Annotated in this window: 14 protein-coding genes and 1 other RNA gene; 2 read left to right on the top strand and 13 right to left on the bottom strand. The window is 59.9% G+C overall.

What is annotated here, in order from left to right:
• Positions 1–8: 8 nt before the first annotated feature.
• The 7 genes from P5689_RS03660 to aroA all read right to left on the bottom strand — a co-directional run bounded on the left by P5689_RS03660 (position 9) and on the right by aroA (position 12,871).
• Positions 9–911, bottom strand: coding sequence for a hypothetical protein (locus tag P5689_RS03660; protein WP_285532131.1), 903 nt, complete (start codon positions 909–911; stop codon positions 9–11).
• A 185-nt stretch (positions 912–1,096) separates the two neighbouring features.
• On the bottom strand, positions 1,097–2,110 hold the full coding sequence (locus P5689_RS03665) for a glycosyltransferase (protein WP_031240011.1): 1,014 nt from the start codon (positions 2,108–2,110) through the stop codon (positions 1,097–1,099).
• A gap of 68 nt (positions 2,111–2,178) precedes the next feature.
• A complete protein-coding gene (locus P5689_RS03670; protein WP_285532133.1) occupies positions 2,179–5,130 on the bottom strand; it encodes a glycosyltransferase in 2,952 nt (983 codons plus the stop codon).
• A gap of 20 nt (positions 5,131–5,150) precedes the next feature.
• Positions 5,151–8,507 (bottom strand): glycosyltransferase, encoded by a 3,357-nt coding sequence (locus P5689_RS03675; RefSeq protein ID WP_285532134.1) that lies wholly within the window; start codon positions 8,505–8,507, stop codon positions 5,151–5,153.
• Between the two features lie 197 nt (positions 8,508–8,704).
• Positions 8,705–10,399, bottom strand: a complete 1,695-nt coding sequence (rpsA, locus tag P5689_RS03680) for a 30S ribosomal protein S1 (RefSeq protein ID WP_285532135.1) — start codon at positions 10,397–10,399, stop codon at positions 8,705–8,707.
• A gap of 496 nt (positions 10,400–10,895) precedes the next feature.
• Complete coding sequence (gene cmk / locus P5689_RS03685) at positions 10,896–11,528, bottom strand: (d)CMP kinase (RefSeq protein ID WP_285532136.1); 633 nt, start codon at positions 11,526–11,528, stop codon at positions 10,896–10,898.
• On the bottom strand, positions 11,528–12,871 hold the full coding sequence (gene aroA, locus P5689_RS03690; protein WP_285532137.1) for a 3-phosphoshikimate 1-carboxyvinyltransferase: 1,344 nt from the start codon (positions 12,869–12,871) through the stop codon (positions 11,528–11,530). Before aroA ends, cmk begins: the two co-directional genes overlap by 1 nt.
• Before the next feature lie 182 nt (positions 12,872–13,053).
• Between aroA and P5689_RS03695 the strand changes: the two genes are divergently transcribed.
• The gene (locus P5689_RS03695; RefSeq protein ID WP_031240006.1) at positions 13,054–13,380 is read left to right on the top strand and encodes an FYDLN acid domain-containing protein; all 327 of its coding nucleotides are present in this window, start codon (positions 13,054–13,056) and stop codon (positions 13,378–13,380) included.
• A 44-nt stretch (positions 13,381–13,424) separates the two neighbouring features.
• The gene (locus tag P5689_RS03700) at positions 13,425–13,955 is read left to right on the top strand and encodes a hypothetical protein (protein WP_285532139.1); all 531 of its coding nucleotides are present in this window, start codon (positions 13,425–13,427) and stop codon (positions 13,953–13,955) included.
• A 35-nt stretch (positions 13,956–13,990) separates the two neighbouring features.
• Here P5689_RS03700 and P5689_RS03705 read toward each other — a convergent pair whose 3' ends face one another.
• The 6 genes from P5689_RS03705 to ffs all read right to left on the bottom strand — a co-directional run bounded on the left by P5689_RS03705 (position 13,991) and on the right by ffs (position 19,902).
• A complete protein-coding gene (locus tag P5689_RS03705) occupies positions 13,991–15,880 on the bottom strand; it encodes a glycosyltransferase family 2 protein (protein ID WP_285532140.1) in 1,890 nt (629 codons plus the stop codon).
• 30 nt (positions 15,881–15,910) lie between these two features.
• Positions 15,911–16,663 (bottom strand): SDR family oxidoreductase, encoded by a 753-nt coding sequence (locus tag P5689_RS03710; RefSeq protein WP_285532141.1) that lies wholly within the window; start codon positions 16,661–16,663, stop codon positions 15,911–15,913.
• Between the two features lie 2 nt (positions 16,664–16,665).
• Positions 16,666–17,262, bottom strand: a complete 597-nt coding sequence (recR, locus tag P5689_RS03715) for a recombination mediator RecR (RefSeq protein WP_408868561.1) — start codon at positions 17,260–17,262, stop codon at positions 16,666–16,668.
• Between the two features lie 57 nt (positions 17,263–17,319).
• Positions 17,320–17,643, bottom strand: a complete 324-nt coding sequence (locus tag P5689_RS03720; protein WP_023977620.1) for a YbaB/EbfC family nucleoid-associated protein — start codon at positions 17,641–17,643, stop codon at positions 17,320–17,322.
• Between the two features lie 18 nt (positions 17,644–17,661).
• Positions 17,662–19,773, bottom strand: coding sequence for a DNA polymerase III subunit gamma/tau (locus tag P5689_RS03725; RefSeq protein WP_285532143.1), 2,112 nt, complete (start codon positions 19,771–19,773; stop codon positions 17,662–17,664).
• Between the two features lie 32 nt (positions 19,774–19,805).
• An RNA gene (gene ffs / locus P5689_RS03730) (signal recognition particle sRNA small type) lies at positions 19,806–19,902 on the bottom strand.
• Positions 19,903–19,957: the final 55 nt, after the last annotated feature.

Genomic DNA, 19,957 nt, shown 5'->3' on the forward strand with positions numbered 1-19,957 from the left:
CTGCCCGATCAGTGCGAGCGGGCCTCGGGGGAGAAATGACTGGCCATCCAGTTCAGGCCATCTGACTGGTCATAGTCATCCGGGAGGGCATAAAGCGTTGCCAGAACGGCCCTATCATAGGGAAGCATCTCCCCTGTCGGTCCCTCAAGGATCTCGCTCTGCGTGTATCTGAGCAGACTCCGGTCGTCGTAACCGTCGCGGAGATGCGGCGCCGCAAAGGCAACGAGCGAGAGCAGATCACCCAGCATGCCCCAGGATTCATTTCTGAGGCGGTTGATATCGATGATGATCAGAACAATCGTCAGGTCCCGCCGGGTTGTCACATTCCCCAGAGCGCTATCCACTACCGGCGCAGCATATCGAACCGGAAAGCTCGATGGCAGGATGATCGGCGGCATATCGCTCTTGTTGCGCATGGACGACGATGCCAGCCACCTGACGGCGCGTGGTTTGAGAAACTGCCTGACCTCGTCGCGGGTCGCTTCGACCTTACTCTCCTGATATTCCTGTGCATTATCCAGACCGACGAACAGATCAGGGTTCAGTTTGTGTATTCCGTCAGCCAGAGCATCGGACTGATCGGTAAAGAAGACGAAAAGCTGCTTTGCGCTGCAATCGCGCGACAGAGACAGCCCCAGACTACTCCCCGTATTCTTGAGGTAAGAGAACAGCATTTTGTCGAACTGCTCCTGCACGCCATGAATATCGACGCAGACCTGCTGATGCCATCGTGGCAGCGTGCCGAACTGACGTTCCCCCAGTTCGAAATTCAGATGATCCTCAAGAGCGTCTTGGGTCACGCCATGCACGGTCAGATGCTCCTGACAAAAAGCAGGATTTCCGGCCGACAGCCCCGTCAACCCGACGACAGCCAGGATAGCAAAGCGACGTAACAGACCGGCAGTACGCATGACTTCTCCCGCAAAACGAACGTAACAAACTGTATCATCGGTTTTGAGGAAGAAAAGACGTCAGCATACTCATGTGCGATCACATATCGATTATTTCAACAGAGCAAGCGGGCATCTCTCATCGTGCCATCCGACCTGCTTCAATACGAACAGGCCGGATCGATCACCCGCCAGTGCGCAGGACTTCAGCCCTGCACGAAGCCCTCACGCTTCAGGACCGCAATGGCCGCGCGGATACGATGGCCATAGGTATGTTCCTCCATCGTGCGCGCCTGAGCACGGCGCGCCATCTCGATGCAGAGCGGCGTGTCGTTGATATAGCGGGCCACCAGACGATCAAAGTCGATCTTGTTCGAGAAGGTCGGAATCTCATCGGCCGTGAAGTAGCGGCGCAGTTCGTAGGTATCCTCATGGAATACCTGGAAAGCACCTGCAGCAGCGGCCTCGAAGGTACGCGGACCGGGCGTCGAGGGTGAGATCATGAAGCGCTTGTTTTCGAAATGGAGCGAGCGGCCCAGATTGAGCACAAGCTTGGAGCGACGATACAGCTCGATAAGCTGTGCCTTCTCGATACGCGCATCCGAGAAACCGATACCAAACTCACCCCAGCCTGGACCAATGATCTTGATGTTCAGGTTGCGGAGCGTGGGCATCAGGTTGCGCACGATATCCTTGCGGCTCGTGAACGCCACACCGCAGAAGAGGACATCGATCGATTTTTCCACATCGGCCTCGATCGGAGCGTAGTGCAGCTTGCGGCTGGCTGCGAGCGGCAGATGATAGACACGCTCGCGCTGATAGAAATTGTGACCCCAGCGGTCGCAGGAGAAGATGACATCGAAGTCATCCGTGATGCGATAATTGGCGTCCTGCTCGTAGGGGTCTTCTGTTGCCCAGAAAACGGTCGTCGCCCCGATCTTCTTGGCCTCGCGACAGACCTCGCCGAAATAGGTGCTCTCCGGGAGATAGGAGCCGATAGCAAAGACGATGGTCGGCTGAATACGCTCTACTGCTGCTGCGGCACCGCTGATATGCACGGCGACAACATTTTCCTCGCCAAAGCACTCGGCCCAACCATCCATGATTGACTCGCGGATCTGCGCATTGGCCTGTGACTCATAGCGTCCGCCACTGCAAACGAGCACGCGCTGCGTCTTGCCAGCAGCCTTGGATCCCGCGTTTTTCTTCTCTGCTGACATGGTCTTACCGTCCATTCCTCGTTTCGGGCCGGGGGCGTCCCCCGCACCCATTATCAGACGCGGCAGCCTCAGGGCGCCACACTTGCTTCGATAATCGTCTCCAACGCGTGACTGAATCGCGCCGGGCTGCAATCACGTTCCACGGCCCGCAGAGCCCCGGAGCGGATCATTTTCCATTTTTCGCTATTCTCGTAGAGCTCTGCGAGGGCGAAGGCGAAGGCGATCGGATCCTCACTCGAGGCACTGATCAGCTCGGCGCCGTCGGCCCAGCCCATCTGACTGGCAAGCAGACGCGTAGCCATGACAGGCAGGCCATAAGAGGCTGCTTCATGCACCTTGTACGGAAGGCCGCCAGCATATCGGGTCGGCGCCACGAAAACCCTGTGCGACGCGTAGAGGGCCCTCAGGTCATCCACGGGGCCAAGCCAGTTCACCCGCTTCGCACAACGCAGTGCCGACACATCAAGCGCCGGATTGACGAAACCGGCGACCGTGAGCCGCACATCGTCGGGGAGATGTTCGTCCATTTCCGGCAGCACATCATTGATCAGCCAGAAAAGGCTGTCGAAATTGGGCGCATCCTCATCATGCAGAGCCCCGACGAACAGAATGTCACGCCGGTCCTCAAAACCGCGAGGATCCGGGCGCGTCGGCAAGGCATGGCCTAAAATCGACACGTTCTCATATCCGGCGTCCCGCACCAGGGCCGCATCATGCTCCGAAACGACCACGATGCGTTGGCAGTAATGCGCAGCCTCAAGCTCGCGCGACACCATCTCGCCCAGAGGCAGAAGCTTTTCCTTTGGCGGATGGAAGCGCGCTTTGGCAATCGTTCTCGGTGCCGCAATCACCTCGGTATCGAGCACGACGCTGTCAACGGGCAGATGGCGGCTCTGTTCGGTAAGCACGGGAAGAAGACGTGTCAGGTTATGGGTGCGCCCAATCCAGACAACATCATAATAGCCTGCTCGTTCCTCGATGAATGCATTGAGATCGCCGAGATCACTATGCGCCATGAGTTCCACATCATCCGGGAAGTTGGTCGCCAGATCGAGGTGACTCGCAGGTCTCGGCAACACCGGGAATACCGTGACCTGCAAGCCAAGACGGCTCATGGCCCAGACCAGATCGTTGGAGCGGACATATCCCGAGCCCAGCGAACGCAGGGGGATACGATCCTCAATGAACAGGACGCGACACCGGGCACCACGATGGGAACGGGCCAGAACGGCATTACGCACATGGGCAGGAAGCTGCTGCCTCAGATATTCCTGATGCTGCTTGCCGAAGATGCGATGATTGATCTGGATCTGCGCATGCGAGCCCGCATTGCCAGCACTGCCGAATTCGAGATGCTCGACCACGACACCGGGATCGTAGACGATGCGCTTCCCAGAGCGCACGATACGCAGACAGAAGTCGGTATCCTCGAAATAGGCGGGACGATAGATCGTTTCATAGCCGTTGAGGGCGCGGGCGATTGCGCTGCGGACCATAAGAAAGGCCGCCGAGCAGTAATCGACATCGCGAACGAAATTCGCCTCAGGGATCGTGGGATTGTCCTGGCGGCGGTAGCCATAAGTCGCACCGTCGCGCCAGATGATCGACCCGGCCTCCTGGAGCCACATATTGCTGCGGATCAGCTTGGCACCGACAGCCGCAATGTCCTCTGACGCATGCAACCGCGAAAGCGCATTGCTGATCGCGTGGGGATACAGGCGCAGATCGTTGTTGAGATAGAGCAGAACCGGCGCACGCACCTCAGCCAGTGCTGCGTTGCACCCGTCGAGATACCCGATGTTGTAGCGATAGCGCATGATTTTGGCACCACGCACGACGTGCTCGATCCGAGTCGTCTCGTCGCTCGATGCCGAATCAACCAGAATAAGCTGGATTGCGCCGGGATAATTCGCCCGCAGCGATGCCAGCACCTGCATGGTCAGCGCATATTTATCGTGCAGCACCATGATGACGGAGAGCTCGGGCTCGCCCTCAAAATGGAAATCCGGCGCGTTACGGGTGATGATACGCTGCTGCAATGCGGCTTCGGCTTCGAAGAGCCTGCGTGTCTGCTCCTCGGTCGGCGGCGCAACGTCACTCTGCTCACCATATCTCAGGCGCTGGGCCACCCAGCATGAGTAGACGCTGTCATAAAGCCCGGCATCGAGTAATGCCCGTATCTCAGGCTTTTCGCCAAAGACATGCAGGTTGATACCCTCGGCCGGGCGGCGGCCTTCCCTCGCCCCGAACCTGACGAAATGCTCATAGCCATTGCGAAACGAGCCGTTATCGATGCTCGGCGCCACATCGGCATGGACCCGCAGATAATACAGGTCGTCGAAGAAAGCCTGGGGGTTGAACTGTCGCGGCGTCTGATTGGTCAGATAGTGATGCAGGGCCGATACATAACGTCCGGCACCGATCTCCCGATCAACCTCGGGATAACGCTCACGATACCAGACCGGGTCGAAATACCAGGACACGCGATGATGGTCTGCAATCGCGGGTGTGTCGAAAGCGAGAGCCGCGAACAGGCCACGCGTTGCGCCAGTCTCAACCGGGGCCTCGACCGCAAGCCGCGCTACAGCCTCCGGATCGACAAACCAGTGGCCGGCAAGCCCGTCCACATCACCGATCTCGAGAAAATGGTCATATCCGTTGATATAGAAACCACTCGACAGGGATGCGTCGAGCAGGCTGCCATTGCGTGCCCGGTAATAGGTCTCGGAAAACAGCCAATGCGGCGCATAGGTTGAAAAACCCTCCGCGCAATAATGGTCAAAGCCCGAGGCCAGCTCACCACGACAGATTTCGGCATAGATCTCGGGATAGGCCTGACGATACCAGCCCTCATCGAAATAGCGATTGGGAGAAAACCCGAAGGATTTCCCAATCGTCTCGTAATGCTCGGTCGCGTCACGCAAGCCATTGGTGGCGATTTCCTCAGCCGCCTCGGGATGAAGACCGAGATACCAGTCTTCATCAACCTGACGCCACTTGGGGATGCGCTCATGCTGCATGAGAAGATCTTCCCCGCGTGTCAGAGAGCAGGCTCGGACGCGTGGCGTGCCTCGATGCTGTCATTGACCTGAGCCACAACAGCCTCGGTGACATCCCTGTGCTCGACGGAGGTGACAATACCATCGGCCACATTGACCACCACATCCAGCGGCTTCACCCCCACCATTTCACCGATCGTATTCACCAGACACAGACGATAGCTGCCAGCAAGTTCCGCAGCATAGCCCGAGGCGACCGAGAGCCAGCCCTCGAAGCCGACGCAAAGCGGTGCATCGGCAAAGATCGTCTTCACGTCGTGACGCAGGAAGCGGTTGAGCGCGAAGAAGAACACGTCATTCTCTGCTTCACCAACGAGAGCGACCGACATGGTCCCGGCGCGCTCTACCTGGCGCAAGAAGCCCCAGCCACGGATGAACAGATTGCCATCTTCGGTCAGCAGGGGCGCCGGATCACCGATGAGGCCGCTCAGTGAATCGATATAGTGCTGGAAATCGTTCGGCGCACGATGCGTGGTCATCTCACGATTGAGGCGGCTCAGCTTGATGCCGCGCAGATGCCCATCCGCATGAGAAACGCGTGTGAAATCAGCCATGATCTGGTCGTTGGACGGGCGCTCGACCTGAATCTCGTTGATCTTGCCATCCTTGACCGCAATCTCGACCGAGGTGACCATGAAAGCGCCGGACCCGTTGACGATATTGACCAGCGCCACACGGAAGCGTCCTTCACACCATTTGCCGCGCAGAGCAGCCTGACCGGCAAAACCCGAGCGACGCGGTGCGTTGGGGTAGATCGATACGACATCCCCACGCGCCTCGCGAGAGCAGGGCAGGAAGATCATCGGGGTGTCATCATCACCAATCAGGACGGCATACATCGACCCTGCGGAGCTTACGCCCGGCAGAACATGCCAGCCGCGAATATGGAATTCATACGAACCGGCAAAATCCTCCGGCTCGTTATCGGCCAGAACGAAATGGCAGACATCGTCAATGTAATATTCAGCGCCCTGGATCGAGTACCAGTCCGTAACGGTCTCGGGCAGTTCCACCGACAGATCGCGAATGGTTGGCGGATCGAAGATGTGACGCGGCGGGGCCTGATGACGCCACGACGCATGGGGCAGCAGATGAACCTGCCCGGCATCGATCTGCATCTCAGCCGTGCCAAGCTCGCGAACCGGGGCCGCTTCACGATAGACGTCACGCATGTCGTCAGCATAGGTTTCGGCCTGGGTCCAGAGCGCAGGCGAGATATTGCCCATGATCTTGCGGCGAATACCCTCGCAGGAGCGGAGCAGTTCGAGGCGCTCGAGCACCATGTTGGCTCGACCGATCGGCACCTTGAATCCGTTGACGCCATCCTTCACGCGGTCGCCCAGAGCACCGACATCGGTCACGATGGGAATGAGACCGTTCTGCCAGGCCTCCGAGAGCGAGATACAATAGGTTTCAGGCCAGATTGACAGGTTGAGCGCAACATCGGCCACCTGCAGCGCGGCAATATCGCCCGCCGTATAGCGACCGTACACCTTCACGTTCGGGCGCGGTTTGCCGTTGATCACCGCGTCATATTCCGGATGGATATAACCGAAGATATGAAACTCGAAATGGTCGGGATGGGCAATCTCGATCAGATTGAGAATGGTATCCGCGCCCTTGGTGCGCAGGAAGTTGCCGACAATCGCGACCCCGAGCGGACGTTCACCCAGCGGTTCGTACGCCTTGGGCACGATGGGAATCGTGTTCTCGGGGGAGGGGATACCGAGGATCAGGCTGCTCTTCTGGTTCAGGATCGGATAGATCTCATGCGTCAGGTTGCGCGAGTGTTCGGTTCCGAACAGGATGAGATCGACCGAGTGAAGCATCTTGGCGATAAAGGCCCGACGGGTCTGCTCACCGCCATATTCGATGTTCTCGGCGACCTTCAGAATGATGTCGCTGGCCACAACCGACTTCACCTCATCCTCGACGTAACGAAGATCCTGGTTCAGCAGGTTATAACGCGACGAGATCAGCCAGAAATCATGAGCCGAGAACACCACGCCCGCGCCGCAGGCCTTGGCGATGATCGGCAGCGACAGGGCGTGATGGCCCAGATGCTGGAAATGCACGATATCGAAATTATACTGGCTGATGGCATTGGAAAACGCCATTTCTTCCGGACCATCGCACATGGCGTCCATCCAGCCCACTTCCGGCACGTCGTAACGCTCGACTTCCTGCCCGTTTGCCGTGGTCAGGCGGCAATGCGTGCCGCGACGGAGCCAGTAGAAGAACTCGATTTCACGACCCAGCATCGAGCACAGGGTCTGCTGATAGACCTCGACGCCGCCCCAGGCTGCTTCATGGATGGTGGAGTGCGTGCACATCAGAACGCGCAGACGGCGACGGCGCGGGGCAATCTCGCTGCCCGGCTTTGTCCGCCCGAAATTCGCCTTCGTGACCTCAGCCATGAAGCGGAGGCGATGTTCGTAGAGATGCCCCTCCTGCACGGAGGTCTGGGCTGCCACCGCAGCCTTGCGGCGCAGTTCGCGATCATTCAGCAACGCTGCGACCGCACTCACCACGCCATCGACATCGCGTGCCAAGAACGTACCCTCGACCTCGGCAAAGTACTTGGTGTCCATGCTCTCGGGCGCTTCGACAACCTGCGCAGCACCGGCAAGGCCAAGCTCATAAAAACGCGGTCCCGGAGCCGTTGCCTGGCTTACGTCACCGTGGCTGGCATAGTCACGGAACATGGTCAGCGTCACGGCGCTGGCATTGGCGAAGTCGATGAAAGCCTCGTGGCTCACCGGGCGCTGAATGGCCAGTTCCGCCAGATCGGCGGGGAGCGGCGGCAGATACTCATTGCCGGGGCAGATCAGCTTGAGGCGGGCCTGCGGAAAGGCTGCGATGATCCGGCGCAGCGTCTCGACGCGGTTGGGCCACATCGTCCCTGCAAAGAAGATATCGTAATCGAGCGCCTCGGCATCCTTGACGTCGCGATGATGGATCGTGCGGCTGGCACCGAGCGGCAGATAGAACCCCTTGCCACGATAATGCTCGGCACAGGACGGATCGTTGGTGAAGACGTAATCGAAAAGATGGGAGTTCTCGACATTGAAATCCCGCATAAAGGGGTCTTCAAATGTCCAAAGGATCATCGTTTTGAAAGCAGGACGGATGCGCCGCATGAGCTGCGTATTGATACGCTGGCCGTCAATACAAATAAGCGTGTCATGCTCGCCTGACGCAGCCGCAGCGGCCAGGGTCATGTTATCAGCAAGCAAGATCTGGTCATGGCCGAACAATGCCCGTGCAGCACGCTCGACCGCGAGGGTCAGGTACGAATTCGGGTTATGGGTGTAGTTCGTATTGTAGATAACAGCCATGAAATCCCCACCTGCACATCTCGTCAATAAACGGGGCAATCCCCGTCCATCCATTGATCTGCCTTTAACCTAATCGCCGGTCGGGAAAAAGTGTTCGCGAGTGAATTTATAATTAAGTTGAGTGTCAGTTTAACAAGAAAAAATAAAAGGGCTGCCGAAGCAGCCCTTTCATAGTGTTTCTGCGTTTTGACGACAGATTACACTTCGGTATTACGACGACGAATAGCAGCGCCGAGGATGTCACCGAGCGATGCACCGCTATCGGACGAACCGTATTCGTTGATGGCTGCCTTGTCTTCCTCGACCTCACGGCCGCGGATGGTCAGGGCCAGCTTGCGCGAAGCGCGATCAACGGACACAACCTTCGCATCGACCTTCTCGCCAACCGCGAAGCGCTCAGGGCGCTGCTCGGCCTTGTCACGAGCCAGTTCGGCGCGGCGGATGAAGCCGGTCAGGACGTCGTCCACCTTCACTTCGATGCCGTTGGTCTGAACCGACGTCACGAGGCAGGTCACGATGTCGCCCTTGTGGACGCGCGACAGGGTATCGGCTGCAGGGTCTTCCTGAAGCTGCTTGATACCGAGCGAGATGCGCTCCTTCTCAGGATCCACATCGAGCACCTTGGCCTGAACGACCTGACCCTTCTCGAACTTCGCCATGGCTGCTTCGCCGGCTTCGTCCCAGGAAAGATCAGACATGTGCACCATGCCGTCGATGTCGGCAGAGAGACCCACGAACAGACCGAATTCGGTGATGTTGCGGATTTCGCCTTCGATGGTCGAACCGATCTTGTGCTCTTCGGCGAACTGCTCCCACGGGTTGCGCTGAACCTGCTTCAGGCCGAGCGAGATACGACGCTTGGCGCTATCCACGTCGAGAACCATGACGTCGACTTCCTGCGAGGTCGCGACAAGCTTGCCCGGATGGACGTTCTTCTTCGTCCAGGACATCTCGGAAACGTGTACCAGACCTTCAACGCCGGGCTCGAGTTCAACGAATGCACCGTAGTCGGTGATGTTCGTGACGCGACCGGAGTAGCGGGCACCCGGCGGATACTTGATCGCCACGTTCTCCCACGGATCAGCCTCAAGCTGCTTCATGCCCAGCGAGATACGCTGCGTGTCGGAGTTGAAGCGGATGACTTGAACGCGAACCGGCATGCCGATCTGCAGGGCTTCGGACGGGTGGTTGATACGCTTCCAGGCAATGTCGGTGACATGCAGGAGGCCATCGACGCCGCCGAGGTCAACGAACGCACCGTAATCGGTGATGTTCTTGACGACGCCATCAAGGATCATGCCTTCCTTCAGGCCCTGGATCAGCTCGGAGCGCTGCTCTGCACGGGTCTCTTCAAGAACGGCACGACGCGAGACAACGATGTTGCCACGAGCGCGATCCATCTTGAGGATCTGGAAAGGCTGGGGCTGGCCCATGAGCGGAGCAACATCGCGCACGGGGCGGATATCGACCTGGCTGCCCGGAAGGAACGCCATGGCGCCGCCGAGATCAACCGTGAAGCCGCCCTTGACGCGACCATAGATCGTGCCGTTGACGCGCTGGTTGTTCGCGAATGCACGCTCGAGCGAGGTCCATGCCTCCTCACGACGGGCCTTCTCGCGCGACAGCACGATGGAGCCGTCACGGTCTTCGTAGCGCTCGACATAAAGCTCGATCACGTCGCCCGGACGCACGTCAGGCGCGGTGCCCGGCGGTCCGAATTCCTTGAGCGAGACGCGACCTTCGCTCTTGAGGCCGACATCGACAATCGCATACTCGTCCGTCAGACGGATAACGCGACCGGTGACAACCGAGCCGTCAAAGCCCGTGTCCTGGCCGAGGGTCTCGTCGAGAAGAGCAGCAAAGTCTTCGACGGTGTTGGTGGCTGAAGCCATGTGTTTTCGTAATCCTGGGCCGATCGTGAAGACCGGGCCAATGTCTGCGCCCGACATCTTGGCCGGACGGCTTGCTCGATGATCCTGGGCCACCCATGAGCCTTCAGGGAAAGATCGCCCGCAAGGCGCGGGAGAACGGATAGCGCAGGTGGCGTTACGCTGCCCGTGGTCAGACACCCGCAGCGGGGTGCTTGTCAACAAAAACCTGTATTTCCGGGCCGAAATCGGGTGCGAGCTCTCGACTCCGTCTCAGATCGCAAGTGCCGCCGATCATGCCGTTCAGTCATGCGCCGCGTATGAAGTCGAACACCTGTAGGCACAGGGGTGCTTTCGCGCTGCAGGACGCCCCGGCGATGGTATGAGTGCGATGACGGTGCAAGAAAGCGATCCGTGCACAGAAGGCGTCCGATGCGTCCCTACCCGTCATCTATCTGCCGGGAACAGGGTCGAAGGACAAAGCCCCCTACCCGCCCCGGCCAGATTGCAGGCTTTTGGCTCAGGCCGGAAAACGAGACCTAACGATCGACAGGGCGTGGGCCAGAACAGCCCCGGCATCCATGTCATCGGTTTCAATCAGAACGGCATCATCAGCCTGACGGAGCGGAGAAACCGGACGCTCCGCATCCTTCTGGTCGCGTGCGCTGATTTCTGCCGTCAGGGCAGAAAGCGCGCTTTCATCACGGGCGCCTGTCCCATGAAGCTGCTGGTAGCGACGCAGGGCGCGGACCCCGGCGCTGGCAGTGACAAAAAACTTGAGGTCGGCATCGGGGAAAACCACCGTGCCAATATCGCGCCCATCAATCACCGCACCGCTGGCTGTCGCAAACTCGCGCTGACGCCGAAGCAGGGCGGAGCGTACAGGGGCCTGTGTGGCTACCGAACTCGCGCCACGATCGATTTCCGGCACACGCAGGTCATCACGCAGCAGATCCTCGGGCTGGAGGGCCTGCGCCGCCTGCTCGCCGCTATCGGCAGCCGGGTCCAGTCCCTTGAGGATCATCTGACGGGCGACAGCGCGATAGAGCAGCCCTGTATCCAGATGAGGCAGCCCCAGTGCCGCAGCAAGCGATTTGGCCAACGTCCCCTTGCCCGCTGCAGCCGGGCCATCAACAGCAATGATAAGGCGCATCAGAGCGCAGCCCCGAGAGCCGTCATCAGCGACACGAAGCCGGGGAAACTCGTATTGATGAAGCCGGTGTCATCCACCATCACGGGCTTCTCCGCAGCCAGGCCGAACACGATGGCACTCATGGCCAGACGATGGTCCATGCGTGTCTCCACCAGACCGCCACCAAGCCCTTCAGCGCCACCGCGTCCCTCGATGATCATGTCATCACCCTCGACACGTACCGTTGCGCCATTGGCCTTGAGCAGCGCCACAGTGGCAGAAAGGCGGTCGCTCTCCTTCACGCGCAGTTCTTCGAGACCGCGCAGGCGCGATGTGCCGTTGGCAAACGCACAGGCCACAGCCAGCACGGGATATTCATCGATCATGGAGGGCGCGCGATTGGCCGTCACGTCGACACCTTGCAGGGCAGAGGCACGCACCACGAGATCACCGACGGGCTCGCCACCCTCGATGCGCTCATTCTCGATCTCGAGCGATGCGCCCATCTCACGCAATGTGGTGAACAGGCCCGTACGCAAGGGGTTCAGCCCGATACCGGGCAGTCGGACTTCCGAGCCGGGAACGAGGCAGGCCGCCACGATGGGGAACGCCGCAGATGACGGATCAGCCGGCACGACAACGTCGCGGGCCGCAAGACGGGCAGGTCCCTGCAGGGTGATGATACGACCACCTGTCGGGGTCAGCCCTACTTCTACCTCGACGCCGAAATGGCGCAGCATATTTTCGGTGTGATCGCGCGTCGCTACAGGCTCCTCCACCTTGGTCCTGCCCGTCGCACTGAGCCCGGCCAGCAGAATGGCGGATTTCACCTGCGCCGAGGCAACCGGCAGGCAATAGGCAATCGGTGCAGCCTCACCCGTGCCGATGATGGCCATTGGAAGCTTTTCGCCATGTCTGGTGGCAAAACAGGCCCCGTTGGCCGAGAGCGGCTGCGTAACGCGGCGCATGGGACGACTGCGCAGGCTGGCATCGCCCGTCATGAAGCTGGTGATGGCGTGGCTGGACAGGATACCCGACAAAAGCCGGGCGGCCGTACCGGAATTGCCCATATCAAGCACATCGTCCGGCTCGTTCAGCGCACCGACACCCTTGCCCTCGATGACCCAGCGATCCGTCTCTCGGGTGATTGTCGCACCAAGGGCGCGCATGGCATCGGCCGTGCGCAGCACATCCTCACCTTCCAGCAGGCCGGTTACGATAGTACGCCCACTGGCAAGAGACGCCAGCATCAGGGCGCGATGGCTGATCGACTTGTCGCCAGGCACACGAATCGAACCCCGAAGCGGGCCAGGATTGCGCGCTACGGAAAGAGGAATGACGGGGGCGGAGGGATGATGTTCCATGATAGCGTTCATTCCGATGCGAGCCCCCTTCCTGTCAATTGCTGAGACCGGATTCACATCAGGTTTTGACATCAAAATCCCCGCTGGCATTTGACATTGCGGGCACAAGCTGGCATGGCCCCGTGCTTCGCGGCACAAGCCGTTTCCCTTTTCAACCGGTTCAGGATCGACAGGTAGTCATCATGGCAAAACCAGAACTCGGTCTGAAACGCGTCTGCGTCTCCTGCGGCACACGTTTCTACGACCTGAATCGCGCTCCCGCGATTTGCCCCAAATGCGGCGCAGAACAGCCCAGCGATCTGCCCCAGCCCAAGCGCGGTGGCGACATCCCCGCGGATCAGACCAAGAATGATCCCAAGAGCGACGAGGATGACATTGATGTCGATCTCGACGCCGATGAAGATGGCGATGACGATGTGATGGAAGACGCATCGGATCTCGATGATGACGATGATGATCTCGGTTCCGAGATCGAAGTCACCACCGACAACGACGATAACGAAAATTGATCTCCCTGGGAAAAGCCGGTCTGACCGGCTTTTTTCTTTTGTGCATGGCCCCTTCCTTCTCCTACGCCGAGGCGGCCGATCAACTGGGCCGCGCCCTTCGTGCCGAGCCCAGCGCCACAAAAGTGCTGCAAGACTATTGCAGGCGTCTCGCGCCTGGCGTGGCAATCACGGCCATTCCGCTACCTACTGACAATCTGCCGCCGCCCGCGCCCTTCAGGACCCATTTTTCGCTGAGTGCGCATGAGCATCTTCGGCTGCGCCATGTCAGCCTGCGCTGCGGGACCCATGTGCTCTCGGATGCCTGGAACTGGTATGTGCCTGAGCGTCTTGAACCCGCAATGAACACGCTGCTCGACACCACCACCCTGCCTTTTGGCCATGTGGTGGCAGCGTTGCATTTCAAACGGGAGGCGTTGCGGAGCGAACGCGACAACCTTCCGCCGGATATCCTGCTGCGCAACACCGCCATGCTCACACGGGGGGCTGACGGCCTCCCCTTTTCACTGGTGGTGGAGAACTATCTAGCCTCGGGTTTTGCAGGGCTTGTGTCGCCTGCTCGCCAGTCCCACCCCTGAGCCGTGCCCGGTCGCGGTCTGGCCCGTCGCTTCCCTTACGAAACGCCGCGCATATCGCGCCACTGGGCAACCAGAGCGCACCATCGCTCCCGTGTTTCGACATCGATACGATCATCTTCCTTCATGATGGCCGCACTTTGCTCCACATAATCCCGTGATTGCTCTGCAAAGCGTCTCTCAATCTCCTCGTGGGCTTTGGCGACGCCAGGCAGACGGGAGAGACGCCGGATACCCCTGCGCACATCCTCGGCGAGAGGCAGAGCCGGCTTGGGGCCGCCAGCGTCGAAACGTGTGGTGAAGAGGTTGAAGATACCAGGATTATTGTAGCGGAAGTGCTTGATCTTGAGCACACCATTACCGTCGTTCTCACCGCGGGCGAATTTCCACACATATTCCTCGAGCGAGCGAACATGATAGTGGCAGATCATCGCATTGACGGTGGGGCGAACGGCAAAATTGATATCGTGTTCGCCCAAATCACCATCACGATGACGCTCCCCGTCAATGGTCAGGAACGGGATGACGCGCCTGTTCTTTCCATCCGGGTGGTGGGCCGAGGCGCCACAGAAAAGACCGGTGCGGAATACCGATTTGATAAGCGGATGGCGCTCGGTCTCAACAAAACGTTCAGAAGAGAGGCCAGGTGCCCAGGTCAGGTGACCATTCGAATTGAACACGCGCCATGAGATGGCAACCGCCTCGGCGCCCTCATGCTCACGGGCCTCGAGAAGCGGCGGCAGGCTGTAATCCACATGGGCACCGGGCAGCACCATTTCATCGAGATCAAGCACAAGGCACCACCGATAATCGAGCAATTCCGGCACGATGGTCAGGGCGTGATAATAGGCTTTATCCTGCATGTTGATCCGCGCAGGAGCGGCCCCGGTATTGTCAATCCAGACGATCTCACCCGCATCGGCCAGGCGCTGCAACATCACCTCTGAACCGTCGGTCAGATCATTCGTGTAGATAAAGAACTGCTCGACACCGATGCGACGATGATGGGCAATCCATTCCAGCAGATAAAGCCCTTCATCACGCGCCGTCGCCAGAACAGCCAGCTTGTGGTTCGGGACGACCGCACGACGTGCTTCACCCAGCAGCCTAGAGCCGAGGTGATAGGCACTGCCCGGACCACGCTGGTCATGCAGGCCCAGAAAATCATAGCTCTCATCGGCCTTCAGGCAGGCGCGGATGCGACCGTTTTTCCATTCGTGCAGATCCTGCAGGGCGCTGGCGATCCATTTTCCGCCTGGCAAGGCAGCCAGAAGGCGCAAGGCATCACGTGTAGCAGGGTCAACGGCCCGGGCAAGATCGGTGGTGAATAACGCCACAAAAGCCTTCAGGACATCCGGCCGCAAAATGGTCAGCAGGATATCGAAAAGGGCAGGCAGGAAGCACACGGGAGCCGAAAGCAGCGCATGCAAAGCCGCCACAGCATCGTGACGCGCATGAAGCATGATGCCGAACTGCTCGGCGAAGTCGCCCAATAATACCGGCGTCGGCTTTCTGACGGACTCGAACTCGAAAAGCTCCCAATCCGATATGGTCGGCCGGTTGTCGTGGATCAGACCCGTATTGATTTCAGCCGTGAGAAATTCGGGTCTCCCGAATTTCTTGAGCGCATGACGACCTGCCTGCATGTCGATCACGGACAGCGCCATAAAGGCAGGGCACCAAGCTTTGGTATCACCACTGGAAAGCGCCTCGGGCCAAGCCCCATCACTCGCAACCAGTAGAGCGAATTCCGGCATGAAGGACCAGGTGATCAGCAGCGTCTCGCCTGTCAGGGCGGACGGGGCCTCGTGCGACAGCCTGTGATCACGACTATTCAGGTCCAGATAGGTTTGATGATGTGTCCGGACCCGGGATACTGTGAAACCGAAGCGCTCTCCATCAGCCATACGGCAGGTCGGTGAAGTCATGGGGAGTTATGCGCCTCTTATATTCTGATGTTATGGGCGCCACTGTAAATGCTGCCCACCATCGAGCGCAATCATCTGGCCCGTGACTGAAGGCATTCGCAATAAAGCTGTCGCGGCTGTGACAATTTCCTGCGGATCAGCGCCAATACCGAGAGGCGCATTCTGACACATCCTGTCGAAATGATCCTGTGACTGCCCTGCCGCCGGAAGGACCGGTCCCGGCCCAATGGCATTGACCCGTATGCGCGGCGCCAGAGCAAGCGCCATGGTCTGGGTGAGGGTCCAGAGCCCTGCCTTGGAGAGGGTGTAACTGATGAAATGTGGCGTCAGGTTCCAGACACGCTGATCCAGCAGGTTGAGCACCATCCCTCGCGCCGTCTCAGGCAAGAGACGCGCGAATTCCTGCATCAGCACGAACGGCGCTCGCAGATTGGTTTCCATATGCCGGTCCCACGAACTGCGCGTGACGTCGGACCACTCATCCCGCTCGAAAGCAGAGGCGTTATTGATCAGGACACCCAGAGGCCCGAGCGCTTTCGTGGCATCGCCGATCAACCGGGCCGTTTGCGCCTCATCCGTGAGATCGGCCTCCAGAACACATCCCGTTACGTCAAGTGTGGCCAGCAGGGCTCGCGCCTCATCCGCATGAGAGCGGCAGTGAATGGCAACCGAGAATCCCTCCATCGCCAGCGCCTCGACCAGCGCCCGACCGATGCGCCTTACGCCACCCGTGATTAGTGCAGCCCGGGGCATACCCGATGGGAAAGATGGGGCAGAGGTCATTTTCAGTGCGCGGGTCGCCGGGCAGAGAGTGCCGCAGCCAGCGTACCGTCATCCAGCACATCAAGCGCACCACCGATTGGCACGCCGTGACCGACGCGGGTAACCGTCACGTCGAAGGCAGCAAGCTTCTCCTGCAGCCAGTGCGCCGTGCTCGCCCCCTCGACCGTAGCCCCCAGCGCAAGGATGACCTCACGCACCTGACCCGATTCCACCCGCGCCAGCAGCGATGCCGTGTTGAGATCCTCAGGACCTGTGCCGGATAACGCCGAGAGCACGCCGCCAAGCACCTGATAGGTGCCGGGATGCAGCCTTGAGCGCTCAAGCGCCCAGAGATCGCCCACTGTCTCGACCACGCAGATCAATCCCTTGTCCCGCGCCGGATCGGCACAGATGCTGCAAGGATCGCTGCTGTCGAGCGTGCCGCAGATGGAACAGCTGCGCACGGAATGGGCTGCGGCTTCCATGGCCTGGGCCAGAGGCAGAAGCCTTGTCTGCGGGGAACGCAGGAGCACAAGGGCAGCCCTGCGCGCCGATCGCGGCCCCAGTCCGGGCAGACGGGATAGAAGCTGGATCAGCCTCTCGACATCGCCACCACCCATCATGGCTGTGCGCTCCTGCTCAGTACAACCGGTAAGACGGTTTCAGGCCTTTGAGGTTCAGAAAGGAAACTTCATGCCAGCCGGCAGATCGATCCCGCCAGTGACCTTGCGCATCTCCTCGGCATTGGCTGCCTCGACCTTGCTGCGGGCATCGGCAAAAGCCGCGATGATCAGATCCTGCAGCATCTCGACTTCATTCGGGTCCGCCAGCTTCGGATCGATACGCAGGCCGCGCATGTCGCCCTTGCCGCTGAGGGTTACGCTAACGAGCCCGGCGCCCGAGGAGCCCTCGACCGTGAGCGCATTGAGCGTGTTCTGCACCTCTTCCATGCGCGACTGCATCTGTGAGGCCTGCTTCATCAGTCCTGCGAGATTTTTCATGATGTCTTGTCCTTGAGGTCAGAAAGAAGAGCTGCCACCGAAATCGTGCCAGTCATCGTCATCCATCAGATCGGCATCGAGGGGCGCAAAGTCCAGATCGGGCACGGCAGGTTCTGCCGTCCAGCTCTCCGGCTCTTCAAGCTCTTCGGGGGGAAGCCCGTATTCGTCGAGCGAGAGATCCTTCGGCTCGCCAACACGGGCATCGGGAAACACGTCGAGTATGGCACGCAGCAGCGGGTGCGCATGAAGTTCCTCGCGACGCAGGGCCACGATCTCTGCACCCTGCTCATCCAGTGTCGGCTCGCCTTCTTCATCCGAGGCTTCGACTTGCCACTGCCCGGGATAGGCTTTCTCGAGCAGGGCCTGCAGACGGGTTTCAATACGCGGTGGCGTTCCACGGGCCATGCGTATGGCCACACGCGGCGGCTCGAAGCGCACGAGATGCGCCGAATGGCGCAGCATGCCATGCAACATGGCTTCGGACTGGCGTGCGACAAAAGCGACCATCTCACGCCATGAACGCAGGGGCGGCAGGAAAGCATCAACCTCCTCATCCTGCGGCGCTGGCTCGACCGGGGTCAGAACGGGCGCAGGGACAGCCAAAGCACTGGAGACAGCGTCGTAGGCTACACCCCCATTAGCCACCAGACGCAGGGCGGCTTTGGGGCGGTCATCGCCGCCATGACTGCCCGAAATTCCCTGCGAACTGCTCGCCTGTGCGGAAACCGATCCGGCGCCATGACTGGTCATACTTCCCGAGGAACCTGTCAGACTTTCCCTGTCCATATCACCGGCGGGGCGGTCCTCGGATTGCATCTGCATGACCATGCGTGCCACGCGATCCGGCGTCGGCAGGGTGCTGGCATAGCACAGACGTATGAGCACCATCTCCGCCGCAGCACGTCGATCAGGGGCTTGCTCGACCTCCTGAATACCCTTGAGCAGGATCTGCCAGGCGCGCCCGAGTTCGGCATTGGGCAGGCGATCGGCCAGAGAGGCCCCGCGATCACGCTCGGCCTCCGGCAATTCGCGGCTGTGACGCAGCGACGGGATGGCCTTGAGACGCGAGATTACATGGATCAGATCGAGCAGATCGGCGAGGAGGATGCCAAGATCGGCCCCCTGCGCATAGGCCTGACCACTTATGGCGAGCGCCTCTTCGGCCTTGCCCTGCATCAGGATCTCGAACAGGTCGAACACGAGCTGACGATCGGCCAGCCCCAACATGGCGCTGACCATGGGGGCCTCGATGCGCTCGGCCCCCTCGCCCTCACCTTGCGCAATCGCCTGATCGAGCAGAGACAGCCCATCACGCACAGAGCCATCGGCAGCGCGTGCGATCAGGGAGAGCGCCTCTTCCGAAAACGCGACCGACTCCTTCTCCGCAATGCCCGCGAAATGCTGCATGAGCATCTCCTGCGGCACGCGGCGCAGATCGAATCGCTGGCAGCGTGAGAGCACGGTCACTGGCACCTTGCGCAGTTCGGTCGTCGCAAAGATGAAGGTCACCTGCTCAGGTGGTTCCTCGAGGGTTTTAAGCAACGCGTTGAAGGCGTTGCGTGAGAGCATATGGACCTCATCGATGATGAAGACCTTCATGCGCCCCTGCATCGGGCGGAAACGTGTCGCCTCGATGATTTCGCGTATATCGTCCACGCCCGTCCGTGATGCGGCGTCCATCTCGAGCACATCGGGATGACGATCGGCGAGAATGGCCGTGCAATTGGCGCAGACACCGCAAGGATCAGCGGTCGGGCCACCCTGCCCATCGAAACCAATGCAGTTGAGCGCCCGGGCGATGATGCGCGCCGTCGTGGTCTTGCCCACGCCGCGCACGCCGGTGAGCATGAAGGCATGAGCAACGCGGCCCAGCTGGAAGGCACGGCGCAGGATACGCACCGTGGCATCCTGCCCGATCAGGTCATCGAAATGCTGGGGGCGATATTTGCGGGCGAGAACACGATAGGGTCCGCTGCGCTCGTTTTTATCCCGCGCGGGTGCCACGGACGCTGCCGGTGCAGGAGCAGCCGCTTCAACGGGACTTTCCTGCGGCGCATCGAAAAATCCGCCAGCCTCAACCGGGGGCAGCGGAATATCGTCATCGTGGGAGGGGGTATCTGAAGGCGTCATGACTCGCGCGACGAGACCGGCTGCTTCAGAGGGTGGGAGGCCGAACACATGACCCGAACAAAACTCACTGCGGCTGCTTCCTTCCGGACCTGACCGGGTTCGCAAGCCGTCCGTCCAAGGCCGACCTCCCGGTGCAGGGTTAACACCATTCTGCCTCTCATGCGCAAGAGGCAGGATCAGGTTT

It is taken from the genome of Asaia sp. HumB, from assembly GCF_030263835.1.
GTDB classification, from domain to species: Bacteria; Pseudomonadota; Alphaproteobacteria; order Acetobacterales; family Acetobacteraceae; genus Asaia; species Asaia bogorensis.